Genomic DNA, 18,093 nt, shown 5'->3' with positions numbered 1-18,093 from the left:
GGTCTTGGTCATGAACACTGCTCCTTGGTGGGGATTATCCACCTTAAGTTAGTGTCCATGGGGATCGGGACAGACCAAACCAAGCTGGAACATGGCCTATTTATCGCCGGCCATGCCCATGCTCGCCACCACCCTGGCCGCATTGGCCTGGCAGTCCATATCATCCGGCTTGGCGTGTATCAGCTGAATCAGCGTCTGGATATGCGCCTTGCTCTGCGCCAGCCGCGCCTCCAGCGACTCGATATCCTCAAGCTTGCGCCTGAGCGCGGACAGCAGTTGCTCATGCTTCCATGACTGGAAATCCGCCGGCAGGATCTGCTGGATCTCATCCAGCGTGAAGCCGGCTTGCTGCGCGTCGCGAATGATGGACAGCACCGCCACCGTCTCGGGCGGATAGTCGCGATAGCCGTTCGCCTGGCGGTTGGCCGCCTTCAGCAAGCCCTTGGATTCATAAAAGCGGATCGCCGAGGCCGCCATGCCGCTGCGCTTGGCCAGTTCTCCGATTTTCATGCCGCTCCAGACCTAGCTCTTGCCTGAGTCTCATCAGACACCGCGGCCGGCCTACCGCGCTGGCTCATTGCGCAGCGCCGCCAGCAAGGCCTGGGCCAGCGCCTTGCTGGAACGCGGATTCTGGCCGGTGATGAGGCGGCCGTCCGTCAGCGCGAAGCTGCCGAAAGGCATGACAGCCTTCTCGTAGCGCCCTCCTCTGGCCTCCATCTCGCTTTGCAATTGATAGGGCACCTGGTCCTTCACCCCGGACAGCGCCTCCTCGAAATTGGAGAAGCCGGTCACGCGGCGGCCTTCCAGCAGCGGCCGGCCCTCCTCGGTCTTGAGATCTAGCAGGCCCGCCAGGCCATGGCACACCGCCGAGACGATGCCGCCGCTGCGGTAAATGCTTTCGGCGACCCGGTTCAGATCGGCGTTGTCGCGGAAATCCCATATTGTGCCATGGCCGCCGGTGTAGAAGATGGCGCGGTAAGCGCCGGGATCGATGTCGGCCACCGCCCGGGTCGATTGCAACAGCGCCATGAAGGCCGGGTCGTTCAGGCGGGCCTTGGCCGCGGCATCGGCATGGGGCCAACCCAGGCTGCGCGGGTCCAGCGGCACGGGGCCGCCGTTCGGGCTGGCGAAATCGATGGCGTAGCCGGCTTCTGTCAGCGCATCGTAAACGTGCGTCAGCTCGGCCAGCCACAATCCGGTGCGCTCGGTTCGGCTCGGATAGCGGTCATGATTGGTCATGACCATCAGGATCTTGCCGACGCTGGCAGAGGGCTCCTGGACCAGGGGCGCGGCGTCTACCGCGGCGGTTTGCATGATTGGCATGGACATGGCGACCAGAACGGGTTTGTTGAAAACAGGCACGGACAACACCTTCTTCATGATAGTACATCGCGCCATTTTTCCTTCCGGATAAATACCATAGGCATTGAAATGCGCGCCAAGCCCCATGCTAAGATTAAAGCCAGCTTTAATGTCAACAAGCTCTTGCCCGCTTGACTCCGCGCTCCCCTATCCCGCTCCTCGCCCGCTCAAGCGCGTGATCTCAAAACCGGTCTTCCGCCGCGCCTGCAGAAATTTCTTCATCGGCAGACTTGACCTTAAAGTTGGCTTTAATCCTATCGTGCGCTCATCACTACCCTGGAGACCACGATGAATCCCTTCGCGTCACTCACCCTGCCCAATGGCAGCCTGCTGCCGAACCGCCTGGCCAAGGCCGCCATGGAGGAAAACATGGCCGACCGCGACCACGCGCCGTCCGAACAACTGATCCGCCTGTACCGCGCCTGGGCGGAAGGCGACGCGGGGCTGATCATCACCGGCAACGTCATGGTGGACCGGCGCGCGATGACCGGCCCAGGCGGAGTGGTGCTGGAGTCGGCGCGATTCGGCGAACGCTTTGAGGAGTGGTCCGCAGCCGCTCGCGCCCAAGGCGCGCAGATCTGGATGCAGATCAACCATCCGGGCCGCCAGATGCCCGCCGCGCTGGGACAGGAAACCATCGCGCCATCCGTTGTGGCCATGGACCTCGGCAATTTCTCCAAACAGTTCGCAGCGCCGCGCGCGATGTCAGAAGCCGATATCGCCGACGTGAAAGCCCGCTTCGTCAACACGGCGCGGCTGGCGGAGCGGTTCGGCTTTTCCGGCGTGCAGATCCACGCCGCGCATGGCTACCTGATCAGCCAGTTTCTGTCGCCCATCACCAACCAGCGCGCCGACCGCTGGGGCGGCCGTCTGGAAAACCGCGCCCGCCTGTTGCTGGACATCGTCCGCGAAGTGCGCCAGACCGTGGGCGCCGGCTTCGCCGTTTCGGTGAAGATCAATTCGGCCGATTTCCAGCGCGGCGGCTTCAGCGCCAACGACGCCAAGCAAGTGACGGCCATGCTGAACCCGCTGGGCGTGGACCTGATCGAGCTATCCGGCGGCAGCTACGAAGCGCCGGCCATGCACGGCCAGACACGCGACGGCCGTACCCTGGCCCGCGAGGCCTATTTCCTGGAATTCGCCCAGGACATCGCCTCGGTCGCGCGGATGCCCATCATGGTGACCGGCGGCATCCGCCGCTACCCGATCGTCGAACAGGTGCTGAACAGCGGCGTCGCCGTCGCCGGCATGGCCACCGCGCTGGCGATAAACCCCAATCTGCCCAAGGCCTGGCGCAGCGACGCGTCGGCCGCGCCGCAACTGCGCGCCATTCCGTGGAAGAACAAGGTGCTGGCCTCGGTCGGCTATATGGCGATGGTGAAATACCAGCTGCGCCGCCTCAGCCTGGGCAAACGCACCCGGCCCGATGTCTCTCCGGCCCTGGCGCTGCTGCGGCAGCAGTGGGACGCCAAGATCCGGACCGGACGCTACCGCCGCTGGATCCGGCGCCAGGCTGCTTCGACATGAACATTGCGGCGGGGAAAAATACCGCCTCGCCGCCACCGTCGCCATCGTCGAATAGCGCAACCATCGAAAACCGGCCACGCCGTGAAAACCGCCGCCGCAGCCGACATGAAGACTGAAATGGCTGATTGGGATTTGATGAACCCATCGACTCAGAATTCGCAATAGTTTCTCATCGCCATTTCAATTTCTATCAAGGGAGAAAATAAAGACCTTTTATCTGAAACTGCAAAAATTTCAGATTATGATCAATAAAACAGCACTCAATCCGGCCGCTTCCGCCTGCAAGGTGAAATGCCGCGCGCAGGGAGAAGGGCCTGCGCCCATATCGGGCTTTTCCCGGTGCCGCCGCCGGGTTGAAGCCACTGGCAAACGAGCTTGGCAAACCGCCATGAATCCCCGCAAGGCATATCCGCCTAAAAGGGCTTCATCGTTTTTCAAAGAGGCCGGGCCATATGGCAACTCAAATACTCATAGATTTGTTTGGCGAAGTCGCGCTGCTGATGTGGGGCATCCACATGGTCCATACCGGGATTCTGAGGGCCTTCGGCAGCCAGATTCGCCAATTTCTCGGCAAAAGCCTCCGCACTCCGCTGCGGGCTTTCCTCTCCGGCCTAGGCATCACCACCTTGCTGCAAAGCAGCACCGCCACGGCCCTGATGCTCGGCTCCTTCGCCGCCGGCGGCATGGTGGATCTCGCGCCTTCGCTGGCCGTCATGCTCGGCGCGAATGTCGGCACCACGCTGATCGTGCAGGCGCTGTCGTTCAACATCACACTGGCCTTCCCCATCCTGATACTCGCCGGCGTCACCGCCTTCCGCCGCAGCGCGCGCACCCGCACCCGCGACATGGGCCGGGTCGGCATCGGCCTCGGCCTGATGCTGCTGGCGCTGCACCTGATACTGGAGACGGTTCAGCCTATCGAGGCGTCGCGCACGCTGCGCCTGCTGCTGGAGAACATCACCAGCGACCCTACGCTCAACCTGCTGCTTGCCGCCTTGTTCTCGCTGGCCGCCCACTCCAGCGTGGCTTCGATGCTGTTCATCATGTCCCTGGCCGGCGCCGGCGTGCTGTCGCCGACCATCACCGTCGCCATGGTGTTGGGCGCCAATCTCGGCAGCGCGCTCAATCCGGTGCTGGAAGGCAATCGCAACGATCCCGCCCAGCTGCGGATGCCGGTCGGCAACCTGGTGAACCGGCTGGCCGGCTGCCTGCTCGCCTTGCCGTTTCTGGACGACATCCAGCGCGCCATCCTGAGCGTGGATCCGGATCCGGGCAGGCTAGCCGCGCACTTTCATCTGTTGTTCAATCTGGCGATGTCCATGCTGTTCATCGGCGCGCTTCCCCGCCTATCTCGTTGGCTGGTCACATGGCTGCCCGCGCATGCCTCGCCGGACGAACCCTCGCAGCCGATGTACCTGGACCCGGCCATGCTCGGCACGCCCACCCTGGCCTTGACCAACGCCGCTCGCGAAGTGCTGCGCATGGCGGATGTCCTGACGCTGATGCTGCGCCAATCGCAAGCGGCTTTCCGCGAGGTGGACCGCAACCGCGTCAGCCAGATACGCGCGATGGACGACCAATTGAGCCAGCTGCATGGCGCCATCCAGCGCTATCTGGCCGCGCTCAGCCCCTATTCGCTGGACGACGAGGAATTGCGCCGGATCGGCGAGATCCTCAACTTCGCCAGCGTGCTGCAGCATATCAGCGAGATGGTGGACCGAAACCTGATGGCCTGCGCCAACCGCCTGGTCAAACAACAGCTGGCGCTGTCGGAGGAAGAATTGTCGGACATCGACGAAGTGCTCGGCCGCTTGCTGGGCCACCTGCACCTGGCCGTCACCATATTGATGTTCGGCGACGCCAGCTCGGCGCATCAACTGTTGAAGGAGAAGGCGCGCCTGCGCGAGATGGAGCTGAACGCCGCCGAGCGCCAGTTCAACCAGATCCGGGCGGGCAGCACCAGCGATCTGGCCGCAGGCAACCTTTACCTGGAGACCCTGCGCGTCCTCAAACGCATAGATTCCTATCTGACCGGCACCGCCTACCCGCTGCTCGAACAACGCGGGGAACTGCCGGCCGATCGGCTGGCCACGTCATAGCGCGCGGCTGACGGCCATGCGGGCGAATGTCTTGGACATGCCCCCTTCTCACCGTTTGCCTCCCGCGCGGATCCGGCCAGCCGATCCGCGGCCGCCTTCAGCGCGAGGGATCCAGCAGCGCGCGATACAGCTCCGGCCGGCGATCCGCCAATACATCATTGCGCGGGCTGATGTATTTGTCTCGGCTTGCGACCAGATCAAGCTCTGCCAGAATCAGCTGGCAATCGCCGTCTTGGCGGCTGGCGCGCGCCAACACGTAGCCCTTGGCGTCGGTGATCAGCGAACAGCCCGCCCAATCCACGCCGCGCTCGCTGCCGGCGCGGTCGCAAACCGCCACAGGCAAATGGTTGAATGCGGCGTTGGCTTGCGCCTTGATCATTTCCGCTGGCCGTTCGCCCTCCGGATGAGACTGCGCCGGCCAGTTGACCGGGACACAGAGCAAGTCCGCGCCGGCCAGCGCAGGCAGGCGCGTCCACTCAGGAATCTCCAGGTCATAGCAGATCATCATGCCCAGCCGGCCAATCGCCGTTTCCACCACCGGCGGGGGTTGATTCCCCACATCGAAAATCGCCTTCTCGCCATCCCACAGGTGCGCTTTCCGGTAGCAGGTCTGTCCGCCATCCGGCCTGAGCAGCACAGCGCTGTTATACAGCCCGTCGCCATCCGCCTCGCAAAAGCCAGCGACAACGATGAGATCCAGCTCGGCGGCCAGTTCGCGCCATTCGCTGACGCATGGCCCGGCGGCTGTTTCGGCAAGCCCCCAGGCTTCGTCGCGGCTGGAAAAAACGTAACCCGTGTTGGCCAGCTCGGGCAGGATGGCGAGTTTCGCCCCCCGGCGCGACGCCTGGATCAGCGCATCGCGGCTGCGGCGCATATTGCCGGGGACATCCCCGAACACAGGCGCAAGTTGGCAACAGGCGATACTTACGGAGCGGGCGGTTTTTTCTGCAGGCAAAACGGCGTGCGGCATGGCGACTTCCAGTATGGGATGGGGTCGAATCCTTGAGTGATCCAGATAGGAGTCGAGGTTCCTTGCCGATGTTCCAGAGGTGGCCGCCTTCCGATGAAAAGCATTGCCATCATCAAACCGCCGTCAAAAACGATTGCAATGGGCGAGGCCAGACTGCCTTGGCTGACGCCGCGCATGCTCAGCCATTCAGCATGTCCAGATAGCGCCGCGCCGCGCCCCATTCGTCGCCCGCCCGGCTGATCGCTGCCAATTCCGACACCAGCGGCGAGCGCTCCGCCAATCGGCGATAAACAAGATTAGGCGCCGCCATTTTGCGCACCGGCGCTGGCACCAGGGCCAGGCCCAAGCCCGCCGCCGCCAAGGCCAGAACCGACATGGTGCTGCCCACCTTGTAAGCGATGCGCGGTTCGCCGCCCAATAGCCGGCGCAACATCGGCAACTGGCCCTCATCGTCGCCATCGGCGGCGTAAACGATGAACGGCTGCTCATGCAAGTCAGAGACGCGCAATGAGCGGTGCGCGGCCAAGGGATGCCGCGCCCCCATCGCCACCTCCCAGTGCCAGCTCCCCGCCGATCTAGCCTGCAAGCCGGCTGGAAGCGAATGGCCAAGTTGCGGGCAATAGCCGACATCCAGCCGTCCGGCCAGAATCGCTTCCAACTGCTCCGCCGGCGCCATTTCATGCAACTCCACCACCACATCCGGCCAGGCCGCATGGAAGGCCAGCAAATCATCCGATAAACGTCCCGCCGCCACGGCATTGCCGACGAAACCTATCCTCACCACGCCGGTTTCGCCGCGCGCGGCGCGGCGCATCACGCTCTTGGCGCGCTCGGCCTGCTCCACCGTGCGCCTCGCCTCGATCAGCAGAATCCGTCCGGCGTCGGACAACTCCACCTTGCGCGTGCTGCGCACGAACAAGGTCACGCCCAACTCCTCTTCCAACGATCGGATCTGGGCGCTCAAGGCCGGCTAGACGATATGCAGCTTTTCGGCGGCCCGGCCGAAATGGCCCTCATCGGCAACCGCCAGGAAATAGCGTAAATGGCGTAATTCCATGCGCCCAAACTCATCACTAAAAATGATCAATCTTCAAATTTAATCTATTGGAGTGATTTTTCAAGCGCGCCTACTCTGAGCATCAGACGCCGCGCCGCGGCGCCATGAATCAGGAGCCACACCATGACCGCTACTCAACGCATCGATGTCCATCAGCATGTCGTTCCCCCATTCTGGGCTGAAGCCCTGCCCGCCCACGGCGGCGATCCTTCCGGCTGGAAAAGCCCGGAATGGAGCCCGCAGAGCGCTATCGCCTTCATGGACAGCCAAGGCATCGCCACCGGCGTGTTGTCTCTGACCGCCACCGGCGTGCAGGGCTGGTCCGGCCAGTCCAAGCGGGACATGGCCCGCCGCGTCAATGAATACACCGCCGGCCTGGTAGAACACCGTCCGGACCGCTTCGGTCATTTCGCCACCGTGTCGCTGCCGGACATCGAAGGCTCGCTGCGGGAGATCGAATTTGCCTTTGACGCATTGAAAGCGGACGGCGTGGTTCTGCTCAGCAACTACGGCGGCCAATACCTGGGCGATCCGGGATTCGAGCCGGTCTGGGCTGAACTGAACCGGCGCCGCGCCACCGTGTTCATCCATCCGGGCAAACCCGCCATCGACGCCATCGCCGGCATGCCCGGCCCACTGGTGGACTACCCCTTCGACACCACTCGCACCGCGGTGCAGATGGTGCTGAACGGCACGTTGGCGCGCCATCCGGACGTGAACGTCATCCTGTCCCATGCCGGCGGCTTTCTGCCGTACGCGTCCCATCGCTTCGCCGAACTGGCCCCGGGCGTGCGCAATGATGTCCCGGCAACCGAGGAATTGCTGCGCCTGTTCCAGCGCTTCTATTTCGACACCGCGCTGGCCTCCGCTCGGGTAGCCCTTCCCAGCCTGACCGCCTTCTCCGGCATTGGCCGCATCCTGTACGGCAGCGACTACCCCTACGCGCCGGCAGCGGTTAGAGCGTCATTCACCGCCCAGCTGGACGCATGCGCTGAACTGTCCCCCGCGGAGCATGCCGCGATCAACCGCCGCAACGCGCTGGCCCTGTTCTCGCGACTGGCCAAAGTCGACAGCGCTCGCCCATAAGCTGGCCAAGAACAGGAATGGCGTTTCAAACACGGGCAGCCTTACTGTGCAACGCTCTCAAGGGATAGGAATGGGGAAAAACGGAATGAATTGGGACGGCGAAGTGGCTAGAAACACGAACCGGGAAGTATAAGTTTGCCCTCCTGAAGAACCATAAGCTTGTCGCACACAAATTCTGTACAAGCTCTTGCCATAGCGGTTTGTGCCCCGCCCGTTTAGAAACGATGCGTCAGCGGAAAGAGCGCGACGCCAAGCAGCGCCGCGCCGGCGACAATCACCGGTTCAGGCAGCTTCTTCAGCTTCCATGACAAAGCCGCGGCCGCAATCGCCAGCAATACGGTGGGCAAATCGGTCAGCGAACGCTGCGCCAGCACCACGACCGAGCCGGCGATGGCGCCGATGGCCGCCGCGGTGATGCCGTCCACGAAAGCGACCAGCCCCGTCCGCTTGCCGTGCTTCTTGAAATGCGGCGCGGCCAATACCGTGATCAGATAGCACGGCAGAAAAGTGGCCAGCGCCGCCAGGCAGGCTCCGGGCAGGCCTGCCACCAGGTAGCCGATGAAGCCGGTGGTGATCACCACCGGCCCCGGCGTGATCATGGCAACCGCCACCGCGTCGACGAACTGTTTGTCGGTCAGCCAGTGATGCTCGCTGACGATGCCGCCATAAAGAAACGGCACGATGGCGAGGCCGGAGCCGAAGACGAAGGCGCCGGCCTTGGCGAAAAACACGGTCAGCTGCAGCAGCAAGCCCGGATCGTAAACGGCCGGCAATAACGGGAGCGGCAGCGCCGCGCCCAGCGTGCCGGTCCATGGCCGCGGCCGGCAGCGCACCAGCCAAACCAGCAAGCCGGCGGCAATGAACAGCCAGGCGATCTCTGATTGGGTGACGATGGTCAGCAAGGCCAATACGGCGAAGATGGCCCACAGCAAGCGGTCGCTTTTCAGGTTCTTGGTGGCCAGCTTATGCGCGCTGATCGCCATGATGCCGATCACCGCGGCGCCCACGCCATAGAACACCGCCTGCATCCAGGGCAATCCGCCAAAAACTTGATAGGCCCAGCCCAGCGCCAGCACCATCAGGAAAGACGGCAGCACGAAGGCGAAGCCCGCCGCGGTGGCGCCCAAGATGCGGTAATGGACATAGCCCAGATAGATCGCTAGCTGGGCCGCCAGCGGCCCCGGCGCGATCTGCGCCAGCGCGAGCCCTTCCTTGTAATCGGCCTCGGCCATCCAGCCGCGCCGCTCGACCAGATCGCGGTGCATATAGCCGACCAGCGCGACCGGGCCGCCAAAGCCCAGCGCGCCCAGCCGCAGGAAATAGCGCGTCAGCTGCCACAGGCTGTATGTGGCCGGTGTCATGGTGGAAGCCGTCATGATTCGACTCCTGAGAGAGCCAGCCTGGCGCCGGCTGGCGTGAAATGGGCGTACAGCGAGTCCAACACCTGCGAAATCTCGGCCAGCAGCTGATCGTCATCCACCAGCCGTTGGCGCGCGCCGCCCAGCATGGCCTCGAAGCCGGCGGCTTCCGGCACGATGACGCCGCCGACATCGAGCGCATGCACTATCGCCCCCAATCGGAGCAACCCGCCATTCCGCTCCAGCCCGAAGCTGGCCAGCAACGTTTCGTAGGTGACCCGCTCGCCGACATGGGTGAAGGCCGCGCCGTCGAAATCGAAACCCAGCGCGCCAGATGGGCAGTCGCGGATATCTGTCAGCCAGAGGAAGCGAGCCGCCGGATCGATGAAGCGCTGGATCAGCCAAGCCGAGGCGACGCGATCCACCCAGGGCCGGGCGCGCGTCGCCCAGACCCGCCCCTGGTATGCGGCGCGGTCCAGCCGCTCGATCCCGCCATCCGCCGACAATGGCTCGCCGGGCGAGTAATGCCTGGCCAGCTGGCGTTCGGCGTCATTGCAACGCTGGCGCGCCCGTGCCAGCGGCTCTCCAGGGAAATAATCGGTTGACGCGATGGCCTCCAGCTCCTTGCGCAGCTGGCGCAAGCCGCGCCGCGCTTCGCTTTCCGATTCCGGCAGCGCCGCCAGCCAAGCTGTCTGCGCCAGAGTCCACTGCGCATAGGCATCGCTGCGGTCAAACAGCGCCCGCCACTCCGCCTGCCGCTCGGGCGCCTCCTCTCGCACGCGCAAAACATGCGCGCTGCCGCCGGCGGCGATCAGCTCCTCGCGTAGATTCTCCAGTTGCAGCCTCAGTTCCGCCCGATCCGGCAATAAGTAGGCGCCATCGCCCAGCGCCGCGGCTCCCCGCGCGTTCATCTGCCGCCACAGCCTCACCCGCGGATTGCTGTTGCCGCCTCGGATGCTGGCGATCAGCACCAGCCATTCGAATGCGCCCATACCACCTCCTTGAAATTAAGATTACACAATTTGCAACCAAGGTGATATACATTCTGATGCGGAGCTTATTTCAAACAACGAGATCCTCGTTGCAATGGGGATGCCGACGGTGTCGCCTGGTACGGGGAGACTCCGCGGCCACAGCTGATGGCCATCCTGCAAACCACGGCAGAACGCTGGACGGAAGGGGAAAAGAAGATAAAGAAGAAACTGGCGCTGGGCCTGGGCGACAGCGCCATCGGTGGCTAGGCCAACAAACAGCAGAAGCCGGGATTTATATAGCTGCGGCAGATCGCAGACAAGCTGGACATGACGCTGCACCAGCTATTCACCGAGCCCCTGCCGCAACAAGCTCCAAGCAGAACGTCATCCTTCCAAACAAAAACCAAGCCACGCCCCGTAGCCCAGCTGAGTAAAGCCTCCCTCGAATCACGGCTGCGTCAGCAACTCGATGCCCCCGACACCGCAGAACCGGCCTCCCACATCCTGAAGCGCATCGGCATAACGCGCAGCTACGCCAAATATGGTTTCCGGAACGGTTGGTGCAGCAGACACACAAGCACCAGCAGTCATAGCAGCGGACCACTGCGGAGCGTCAGATAGAAGATGTGGAACGGACAGGCAGAGTCTTCAGAAACATCGTCGCCGGCGGGCGACTATCTGAGCATCCGTCGGATGTCCCAGACCCTGCGGCCTGATCAGCTATCGAGGCTGTGCGGATCGCTGCGCGAGGAATACAACAAGCTACAGGAAAGATCTCGAAACGCCGGATTACCTAGGTCATAGAACAATGAAACGTGGCTCTTTTCATCGGCCAACGCCGTCGTTCAACCTCAGCTACGTCAGCGACTGCTATAAGCTGGCCACACACAAAATTCTGCACACGCTCGGCTCATGGCAGACAGAAACGGCGGGAATTCACCCGCCGTGCGCGATAGCGCCTCAGCTAGCCTTGCCTGCCGGAATCTGCTGGGTGATGCAGTGGATATTGCCGCCGCCAAGTAGCACCTCCCGTGCCGGGACGCCGACAATTCGGTACTCGGGGAAGATCTCCTGCAAGCGGCTGGCTGCCGCGGCATCGGTGCGCTCATCCAGCAGCGGGAAAATAATCTGCCCGTTGCTGATCAGGAAATTGACATAAGAAGCGGCCATGCGCTCGCCAACCTCGCGCGGCACCGCCTGCCCGCTAGCCACCACGCCAGCCGTTTCCTCCTGCTCATAGAACAAGGGGCCCGGGGCCAGCATCTTGTGGATCTTGAGCTGGCGGCCCTTGGCGTCGCGCGCTTTGGACAGCACTTCGTAGGCGGCCTGCGAACGCGGATACTGCGGATCCTGCTCATCGTCGACCCAGTGCAGCACCACCTCGCCCGGGCGGGCAAAGCAGCACATATTGTCGATGTGGCCGTCGGTTTCATCCATGAACACGCCTTCGGGCAGCCAGATGAAATGTGTCACGTCCAGATATTCGGACAGCAAGGCTTCAATCTGGGCCTGGGACAAGTGCGGATTGCGGTTGGGGTTGAGCAGACACTCGGCGGTGGTGAGCAGCGTGCCTTCACCGTCGACATGAATTGAGCCGCCTTCCAGCACCAGCGGGGCTGCGTAGCGATCAAAGCCATGCTGAGCCAACACCTGGCTCGCGACTTCACTATCCTGATCCCAAGGATGGTACAGCCCGCCATTGAGGCCGCCCCAGGCATTGAACTGCCAGTCCACGCCGCGCGCATTGCCTGTCTTGTCGATGACCACGGTCGGGCCGCTGTCGCGCATCCAGCAGTCATCGCTATTCATTTCCACCAGCGTCACTTCGGATGGCATCACCGCGCGGGCCTCGGCCATGCATGCTTGCGGCACCGCCATGAAGACCGGAGTGGCCGCCGCAATGGCCTTGGCGATGGCGGCGAAGGTCTGTTGCGCTTCGCGGCCGGCATGGCGCCAGTTATCCGGACGCTGCGGCCAGATCATCCATACCGCCTGCTGCGGGGCCCACTCGGCTGGCATGTGAAAGCCGTCGGCGGCGGGTAGGCTGTTGAGCGTTTTGCTGTGCATTTTGATCACCATGACTTGATTGATGCCATCAGAAGTATTCAAAACATCGTGCATGTGCAAAGGACGAGCCGGGTTGGCGCGGCCAGTCGCAGCGGCTCCAAGCCAGCGGGCCGTGATGACCCGTTTTTTCTGCCATGCACGAGGAAGTGATTGACAGACGCAGTCTAGGGAGCGCCAAACTATTCAGCAAATGAACAATACGAATACTTTCATAAATACGGTGAATGATGTGAAACTGCATCAACTGGATCTGAACCTGCTGTTGGCGCTGGATGCCTTGGTCAGCCTGCGCAGCGTCACGCGGGCGGCAGAGAAACTGTTTGTCAGCCAGCCTGCGATGAGCCACTCGCTCAATCGCTTGCGGAAATTCTTCGACGACCCGCTGCTGGTGCGTTCGCCGCATGGCATGCTGCCGACGCAAAAAGCGCTCTATCTGCAACAAGGCGTCCATCAGGCGCTCAGCCTGCTGCAAAGCCATTTCAGCCAGCCGGAGGCCTTCGATCCCGCCACATCGGCGCGCCGCTTCACCCTATGCACCACGGATTATGTGGAGTGCGTGCTGATTCCGCCGCTGGTGAAAAAACTGGCGGAGGCCGCGCCTAACGTTCATATCGACATCACCATCCTGCGGGAAGACATTCCGGAGCTGGCGCTGGCCGATGGTGAAATCGACTTCCTGCTGGGTTTTGACGAATACATGTCCATCCCCAGCTATCTGTGCCGGGAAACCTGGCTGAACGAGCCGCTGATCGGCATCTTGCGCCATGACCACCCTCTCCAGAGCGATAGGCTGACACTATCGGATCTGATTGCCTTGCCGCATGTCTTCCACGCGCCGCTGGGCAATCTGGGGTCGCCAATGGATGATTTTCTGGCCGAGCGCGGCTTGCAGCGCAAGATTTCGGTGCACAGCCAAAGCTATATGGCTGCAGCCGCCATCGTCAGCAACACCGATCATTTGTTTATCCTGCCGAAGAAAGTCGCGGCGATGATCGCGGGCTACTGGCCGTTGAAGACGGTTGCGTTGCCGGAAGAGCTGCCAGGCTATCACCTTAACTGCATCTGGCACCCAGTACAGGATAGTAATCCCGCGCTGCACTGGCTGCGCGACTTGATGCGCAAGCTCATCGAGTCCGATGATGCGGCGCACGGCATGATGCTGCCCCGGTATTCGCCGCATGAATGAGTGCATCAAAATGAATCATTTTCCCGCATGACGCTATCTCTTGTAGATTAGCCGCCATATTGCAGAACAACCCATGCGTGCGCCGGCTACCGTGCGGCATGACCCGCCTGCGCCTGCAGGAAACGGTCACCGCGATGGGAATGAAATCCGTCTTCTTAGTGGAGGTAGTAGCATGATCGAGGTTACCGAGCTATCCATTGCCGAGCTGCGCGCGGCGCTCGAATCCGGGCGTTCGACAGCGGTTGAACTGGTCAAGGCCTATCTGGCGCGGATAGAGGCCTACGATGGCCCCGCGACGGATACCAGGCTCAATGCGGTGGTGGTGCGTAATCCGGATGCGATCAAGGAAGCCGAGGCATCCGATGCCCGTCGCGCCCGTGGCGAAACGCTGAGCCCGCTGGACGGCATCCCGTATACCGCCAAGGACAGCTACCTGGTGAAGGGGCTGACCGCCGCTTCAGGCAGCCCGGCGTTCAAGGATCTGGTCGCCCAACACGATGCCTTCACCATCGCGCGCCTGCGCGCGGCCGGCGCCATCTGCCTGGGCAAAACCAATATGCCGCCAATGGCCAATGGCGGCATGCAGCGCGGCTGCTACGGCCGCGCCGAAAGCCCCTACAACGCCGACTACCTGACTGCGCCGTTCGCCTCCGGCTCCTCCAATGGCGCCGGCACCGCGACGGCCGCCAGCTTCGCCGCCTTCGGCATGGCTGAGGAGACCTGGTCTAGCGGCCGCGGTCCGGCCTCGAACAATGGCCTGTGCGCTTATACGCCGTCTCGCGGGGTCATCTCGGTGCGCGGCAACTGGCCATTGACACCGACCATGGACGTTGTCGTGCCGTACGCCCGCACCATGGCGGACTTGCTCGAAGTGCTCGACGTCATCGTCGCAGACGACCCGATCAGCCGTGGCGACCTATGGCGCCTGCAGCCCTGGGTGGAGATTCCCAAAGCCTCGGCGGTTCGGCCAGATTCCTATTCCGGCCTGCTGGCTCAGCCCGACATGCTCAAAGGCAAGCGCTTTGGCATACCACGCATGTACATCAACAAGGACGAACTGGCCGGCACCAGCGAGACGCCTGGCATCGGCGGCCCGACCGGACAGCGCATCCATACCCGCGCGTCGGTGATCGATCTCTGGGAGGCCGCGCGTCAGGCGCTGGAAGCCGCCGGAGCGGAAGTCATCGAAGTGGACTTTCCGCTGGTTTCCAACTGTGAAGGCGACCGACCCGGCGCGCCCACCGTATTCAACCGCGGCATCGTCTCGCCTGAGTTTCTCAATGACGAGCTGTGGGAGCTGTCCGGCTGGGCCTTCGATGAGTTCCTGCGCGCCAACGGCGACCCCAAGCTCAACAAACTGGCTGACGCAGATGGCCCGCAGATCTTCCCGCATGACCCTGGCACCCTGCCAAACCGCGAAGGAGACCTGGCCGCCGGCATGGACGAATACGTCAACATGGCCAAGCGTGGCCTCAAGTCCTATGACCGGATTGAAAGCGTGCCGGATGGTCTGCGTGGTCTGGAAAAGACCCGCAAGCTGGATCTGGAAGACTGGATGGATCAGCTGAAGCTGGACGCGGTGCTGTTCCCCACCGTGGCCGACGTCGGCCCGGCTGATGCAGACGTCAATCCGCGCTCCGCCGACATCGCCTGGAGCAACGGCGTCTGGGTAGCCAATGGCAACCTCGCCATCCGCCATCTTGGCGTCCCGACGGTTACCGTACCGATGGGGGTGATGGCTGATATCGGCATGCCGGTGGGGCTGACTTTTGCGGGTCGCGCCTATGATGACAACGCGCTGCTGCGCTTCGCTGGCGCATTTGAAGCCACCGGCAACAAGCGCATGATCCCGCCGCGCACCCCGCCGCTAGGTCAATGAGCAGTAGCTAGAAACGCGAAACAGGAAGCATAAGCTGGCCGTTTCGGCCAACTTATGCTTCCCGTCGCATGAATTCTGGTGGACCGAAGGAGGATCGAACTCCCGACCTCTGCATTGCGAACGCAGCGCTCTCCCAGCTGAGCTATCGGCCCATCGACTCAGGCATCCTAACACGATGGCATTTCGCTTGACCAGTCCCTGCGTCAGCTCTCCTCCGCGCCGGCCAGCGGCAGGCTGAACCAGAATACGCAGCCGCCTTCCTGGCTGCTGACGGCGCCGAATTCGCCGCGGTGGAACTCCACGATGGAGCGGCAGATATTGAGGCCGATGCCCATCCCTTCCGGCTTGGTGGAGTAGAACGGCGTGAACAGGTTGTCCTGCATGCCGGCGGCCAGGCCGGGGCCGTTGTCCACCACCTCCACCCGCCATTTGCCATTTTCCACGCAGGTGTGCAGCTCCACTCCGGGGCGCGCCGTGCCCGCCTCAACCAATGCCTCGATCGCGTTTTTCATCAGATTGAGCAACACCTGCTCGATCAGCACCGGGTCCATGTCCACCCGGCAGGGGCTGCGGTCGGCGGCCAGTTGCAGGCCGACGGCGTTCTTGGCGGCCAGCGGCTCGGCCAGGCCCAGCGCGCGCTGCACCACCCGCGCCGGGTCCACCCGCTCCAGTTGCGGCTCGTGCTTTTTGACGAAGGCGCGGATGCTGCTGACGATCTGCGCCGCGCGCCGCGATTGCTCGGCGATGGCCTGGATGGCGTCGCGCACGCCGGCCGGCAGTGCCAGCTCTTCCGGCAAGCGGCGGCTGACGCCTGCGGCGTAGGTGTGGATCGCGGTCAGCGGCTGGTTCAGCTCATGCGCCAGCGTGGACGCCATCTCGCCCATCGCGATCAGCCTGGCGGTGTTCTGGAAGCGCTCCTGCTGCGCCTGCTCGCGCTCTTCGCGCCGGCGGTCGGCGGTGACGTCGCTGAGTATCGCCAGCCAGGCCGCCTCGCCGTTCACCCATTCGATGCGGCGGCGACGGATCAGCAGGCAGCGCTCGCCGGTAACGATGAACTCCTGGCCGATATCCTCGCCCTCGCCGGCCTTCAAACCCGGCAGCAACACGCAGCACGGCGCGTCGGCATCGCCCACTTGCCACAATTCGGCGAAACCGGGATTGGCGTACAACAGCTGGGCGCTGTCCTCGTCCACCACGCACACCCCGGCGGCCAGACCATTCAGCACGGTGAGGAAGCGGCTGTGGGCAGCGTCCATTTCCTTGCGCTGGCGCTGGCGCTCGGTGATGTCGAACATAGAGGCGATCCAGCCGCGCTGGTCGCCGTCCTCCTCCACCAACGGCGTGGCGAATAGCCTTACCACCAAGGTGTCGCCGCGCTTGCGCATCAAGGTCAGTTCGAAGCCCTGCTCCGGCTGGCGGTTGTCGCGCACCGCGTCCATCGCGTCGGCCAGCACGCCGTGCTGGTCGGCCGGCCAGAATGGATGCGGCGGGTGGCTGCCCACCAGCTCCTCCGGCGAGAAGCCCAGCATGTCGCAGAAGGCGCGGTTGACACGGACGATCTCTCCTTCCAGTCCGATCGCCACCAGGCCGCTTTTCATCGAATCCTCTATCGCCTGCCTGAGCGACACCTCCTTGGCCAGCCGCTGCTCGGCCAGCAAGCGCTCGCGCATGTGGCGGCGGATGCGCCACACCGCGTACAGCAGGGTCAGCAGCAGCAGCGCGATCACCACCGTCAGCACCGGCAGCGTCAGCCCCAGGCCGCTGCGGTAGCTGACCGCGCGCAGGTAGAGGCCGTAGCCGGGCGGATCGAAGCTGGTCTGGTGCGAGATGTTGCCGGGCTGCTCGGCGGCGTCGAACTTCTGCGCCAGCGTCTTGCCCCCCAGATCGATGATGCTGATGTAGTTCTTGGAGGCGATCCACCACGGCACCTGGTGGTACAGCAGCGCGTCCAGCTGATAGGACAGGCGCAGCCCGCCCAGCAGCCGGCCGTCGTGGACGATGGGAATCGCCAGGTCGAAGCGGTACTTGCCGTCCTGCCCCTGGTAGGGCGCGCCGTAGCTATTGCGCAGCAGGCGTCCTGCGCGCCACATCGCGTCGTACTCCGGCAGCCCCAGCTGCCGCTGGTCGCGGCGCAGGCCGTGCGGGTCCCATTCCACCTGGCGGTCCATGCCGATTCTTTCCAGCGTCACCAGTTCCGGATTCTCGCGCAGGTAGAACGCCGCCAGCTGGGCGAAACGCCGGCTGTCCACCTTGCCGGCGGCGATGTCCCGCGCCAGCGCCTCGCCCCATTCCTGATGCGCCTCCAGATGCATGCGCAGCGACTGCTCCAGCCACAGCACTTCCTGGATCAGGTTGTCCTGCTGCTCGTCCCGCCAGTCGCGGTACACCAGGTAGCTGAGGCTGCACAAGGCCAGCAGCAGCGCCAGCAAGGCCAGGCTGGCGCCCAGCCACAGCTGATGGGGAATGCGGCGGATGCGGGAGTGGGATGGGGGCATGGCGGACAACCGGACAATGGAACGCGTTAGATG

The 18,093-nt window shown here is 63.5% G+C and carries 14 protein-coding genes, 1 tRNA gene and 1 pseudogene; 6 read left to right on the top strand and 10 right to left on the bottom strand.

What is annotated here, in order from left to right; translation table 11 throughout:
* Positions 1 to 96 precede the first annotated feature (96 nt).
* Entirely contained in the window at positions 97 to 510 is a 414-nt protein-coding gene (locus tag VA599_RS07985; protein WP_021478478.1) for a MerR family transcriptional regulator, read from the bottom strand.
* A gap of 51 nt (positions 511 to 561) precedes the next feature.
* A complete protein-coding gene (locus VA599_RS07980; RefSeq protein ID WP_346788190.1) occupies positions 562 to 1,239 on the bottom strand; it encodes a type 1 glutamine amidotransferase domain-containing protein in 678 nt (225 codons plus the stop codon).
* Here VA599_RS07980 and VA599_RS07975 point away from each other — a divergent pair.
* The 3 genes from VA599_RS07975 to VA599_RS07965 all read left to right on the top strand — a co-directional run bounded on the left by VA599_RS07975 (position 1,228) and on the right by VA599_RS07965 (position 4,988).
* Positions 1,228 to 1,497 (top strand): hypothetical protein, encoded by a 270-nt coding sequence (locus VA599_RS07975; protein ID WP_346788189.1) that lies wholly within the window; start codon positions 1,228 to 1,230, stop codon positions 1,495 to 1,497. The genes VA599_RS07980 and VA599_RS07975 overlap by 12 nt on opposite strands.
* Positions 1,498 to 1,650: 153 nt before the next feature.
* Positions 1,651 to 2,889 carry an NADH:flavin oxidoreductase/NADH oxidase family protein gene (locus VA599_RS07970; RefSeq protein WP_346788188.1) on the top strand — a complete coding sequence of 413 codons (1,239 nt, stop codon included), beginning with the start codon at positions 1,651 to 1,653 and terminating at the stop codon, positions 2,887 to 2,889.
* Positions 2,890 to 3,341: 452 nt separating this feature from the next.
* A complete protein-coding gene (locus VA599_RS07965; protein WP_231177077.1) occupies positions 3,342 to 4,988 on the top strand; it encodes a Na/Pi cotransporter family protein in 1,647 nt (548 codons plus the stop codon).
* Positions 4,989 to 5,085: 97 nt separating this feature from the next.
* Here VA599_RS07965 and VA599_RS07960 read toward each other — a convergent pair whose 3' ends face one another.
* From VA599_RS07960 to VA599_RS07950, 3 genes and pseudogenes are all read right to left on the bottom strand, one after another.
* A complete protein-coding gene (locus VA599_RS07960) occupies positions 5,086 to 5,958 on the bottom strand; it encodes a nitrilase-related carbon-nitrogen hydrolase (protein WP_346788187.1) in 873 nt (290 codons plus the stop codon).
* Between the two features lie 178 nt (positions 5,959 to 6,136).
* Complete coding sequence (locus VA599_RS07955; protein WP_346788196.1) at positions 6,137 to 6,772, bottom strand: LysR family substrate-binding domain-containing protein; 636 nt, start codon at positions 6,770 to 6,772, stop codon at positions 6,137 to 6,139.
* A gap of 69 nt (positions 6,773 to 6,841) precedes the next feature.
* Positions 6,842 to 7,015, bottom strand: a pseudogene (locus VA599_RS07950) (LysR family transcriptional regulator); the annotation flags it as partial.
* A 123-nt stretch (positions 7,016 to 7,138) separates the two neighbouring features.
* Here VA599_RS07950 and VA599_RS07945 point away from each other — a divergent pair.
* Complete coding sequence (locus VA599_RS07945) at positions 7,139 to 8,101, top strand: amidohydrolase family protein (RefSeq protein ID WP_346788186.1); 963 nt, start codon at positions 7,139 to 7,141, stop codon at positions 8,099 to 8,101.
* Between the two features lie 215 nt (positions 8,102 to 8,316).
* On the opposite strand, the gene VA599_RS07940 is transcribed toward VA599_RS07945, so the two are convergent.
* From VA599_RS07940 to aguA, 3 genes are all read right to left on the bottom strand, one after another.
* Complete coding sequence (locus VA599_RS07940; protein ID WP_346788185.1) at positions 8,317 to 9,477, bottom strand: chromate transporter; 1,161 nt, start codon at positions 9,475 to 9,477, stop codon at positions 8,317 to 8,319.
* The gene (locus VA599_RS07935) at positions 9,474 to 10,451 is read right to left on the bottom strand and encodes a chromate resistance protein ChrB domain-containing protein (RefSeq protein WP_346788184.1); all 978 of its coding nucleotides are present in this window, start codon (positions 10,449 to 10,451) and stop codon (positions 9,474 to 9,476) included. Before VA599_RS07935 ends, VA599_RS07940 begins: the two co-directional genes overlap by 4 nt.
* Before the next feature lie 942 nt (positions 10,452 to 11,393).
* Positions 11,394 to 12,500, bottom strand: coding sequence for an agmatine deiminase (aguA, locus tag VA599_RS07930; protein WP_346788183.1), 1,107 nt, complete (start codon positions 12,498 to 12,500; stop codon positions 11,394 to 11,396).
* 229 nt (positions 12,501 to 12,729) lie between these two features.
* Between aguA and VA599_RS07925 the strand changes: the two genes are divergently transcribed.
* Both VA599_RS07925 and VA599_RS07920 read left to right on the top strand, forming a co-directional pair.
* A complete protein-coding gene (locus VA599_RS07925; RefSeq protein ID WP_104947976.1) occupies positions 12,730 to 13,686 on the top strand; it encodes a LysR family transcriptional regulator in 957 nt (318 codons plus the stop codon).
* Positions 13,687 to 13,858: 172 nt separating this feature from the next.
* Positions 13,859 to 15,565, top strand: coding sequence for an amidase (locus VA599_RS07920; RefSeq protein WP_346788182.1), 1,707 nt, complete (start codon positions 13,859 to 13,861; stop codon positions 15,563 to 15,565).
* Positions 15,566 to 15,641: 76 nt separating this feature from the next.
* Here VA599_RS07920 and VA599_RS07915 read toward each other — a convergent pair.
* Together VA599_RS07915 and VA599_RS07910 are read right to left on the bottom strand one after the other, a co-directional pair.
* Positions 15,642 to 15,717, bottom strand: a tRNA-Ala gene (locus tag VA599_RS07915).
* Positions 15,718 to 15,768: 51 nt separating this feature from the next.
* Positions 15,769 to 18,060, bottom strand: coding sequence for a PAS domain-containing sensor histidine kinase (locus tag VA599_RS07910; protein WP_346788181.1), 2,292 nt, complete (start codon positions 18,058 to 18,060; stop codon positions 15,769 to 15,771).
* Between the last annotated feature and the right edge of the window lie 33 nt (positions 18,061 to 18,093).

Origin of the sequence: Chromobacterium indicum (assembly GCF_039708975.1) — a bacterium.
Classification (GTDB): domain Bacteria; phylum Pseudomonadota; class Gammaproteobacteria; order Burkholderiales; family Chromobacteriaceae; genus Chromobacterium; species Chromobacterium piscinae.
The sequence above is the reverse complement of the archived record's forward strand: the minus strand, read 5'-3'. Positions and strand labels throughout refer to the sequence as shown.

Bases quoted from the DNA above. Each gene is read 5' to 3' on its own strand.
- VA599_RS07935 (WP_346788184.1), bottom strand. From the start codon at position 10,451: ATGGGCGCATTCGAATGGCTGGTGCTGATCGCCAGCATCCGAGGCGGC.
- VA599_RS07945 (WP_346788186.1), top strand. From the start codon at position 7,139: ATGACCGCTACTCAACGCATCGATGTCCATCAGCATGTCGTTCCCCCA.
- VA599_RS07960 (WP_346788187.1), bottom strand. From the start codon at position 5,958: ATGCCGCACGCCGTTTTGCCTGCAGAAAAAACCGCCCGCTCCGTAAGT.
- VA599_RS07910 (WP_346788181.1), bottom strand. From the start codon at position 18,060: ATGCCCCCATCCCACTCCCGCATCCGCCGCATTCCCCATCAGCTGTGG.
- VA599_RS07965 (WP_231177077.1), top strand. From the start codon at position 3,342: ATGGCAACTCAAATACTCATAGATTTGTTTGGCGAAGTCGCGCTGCTG.
- VA599_RS07970 (WP_346788188.1), top strand. From the start codon at position 1,651: ATGAATCCCTTCGCGTCACTCACCCTGCCCAATGGCAGCCTGCTGCCG.
- VA599_RS07980 (WP_346788190.1), bottom strand. From the start codon at position 1,239: ATGACCAATCATGACCGCTATCCGAGCCGAACCGAGCGCACCGGATTG.
- aguA (WP_346788183.1), bottom strand. From the start codon at position 12,500: ATGCACAGCAAAACGCTCAACAGCCTACCCGCCGCCGACGGCTTTCAC.
- VA599_RS07975 (WP_346788189.1), top strand. From the start codon at position 1,228: ATGATTGGTCATGACCATCAGGATCTTGCCGACGCTGGCAGAGGGCTC.
- VA599_RS07920 (WP_346788182.1), top strand. From the start codon at position 13,859: ATGATCGAGGTTACCGAGCTATCCATTGCCGAGCTGCGCGCGGCGCTC.
- VA599_RS07955 (WP_346788196.1), bottom strand. From the start codon at position 6,772: ATGCGCCGCGCCGCGCGCGGCGAAACCGGCGTGGTGAGGATAGGTTTC.
- VA599_RS07985 (WP_021478478.1), bottom strand. From the start codon at position 510: ATGAAAATCGGAGAACTGGCCAAGCGCAGCGGCATGGCGGCCTCGGCG.
- VA599_RS07940 (WP_346788185.1), bottom strand. From the start codon at position 9,477: ATGACGGCTTCCACCATGACACCGGCCACATACAGCCTGTGGCAGCTG.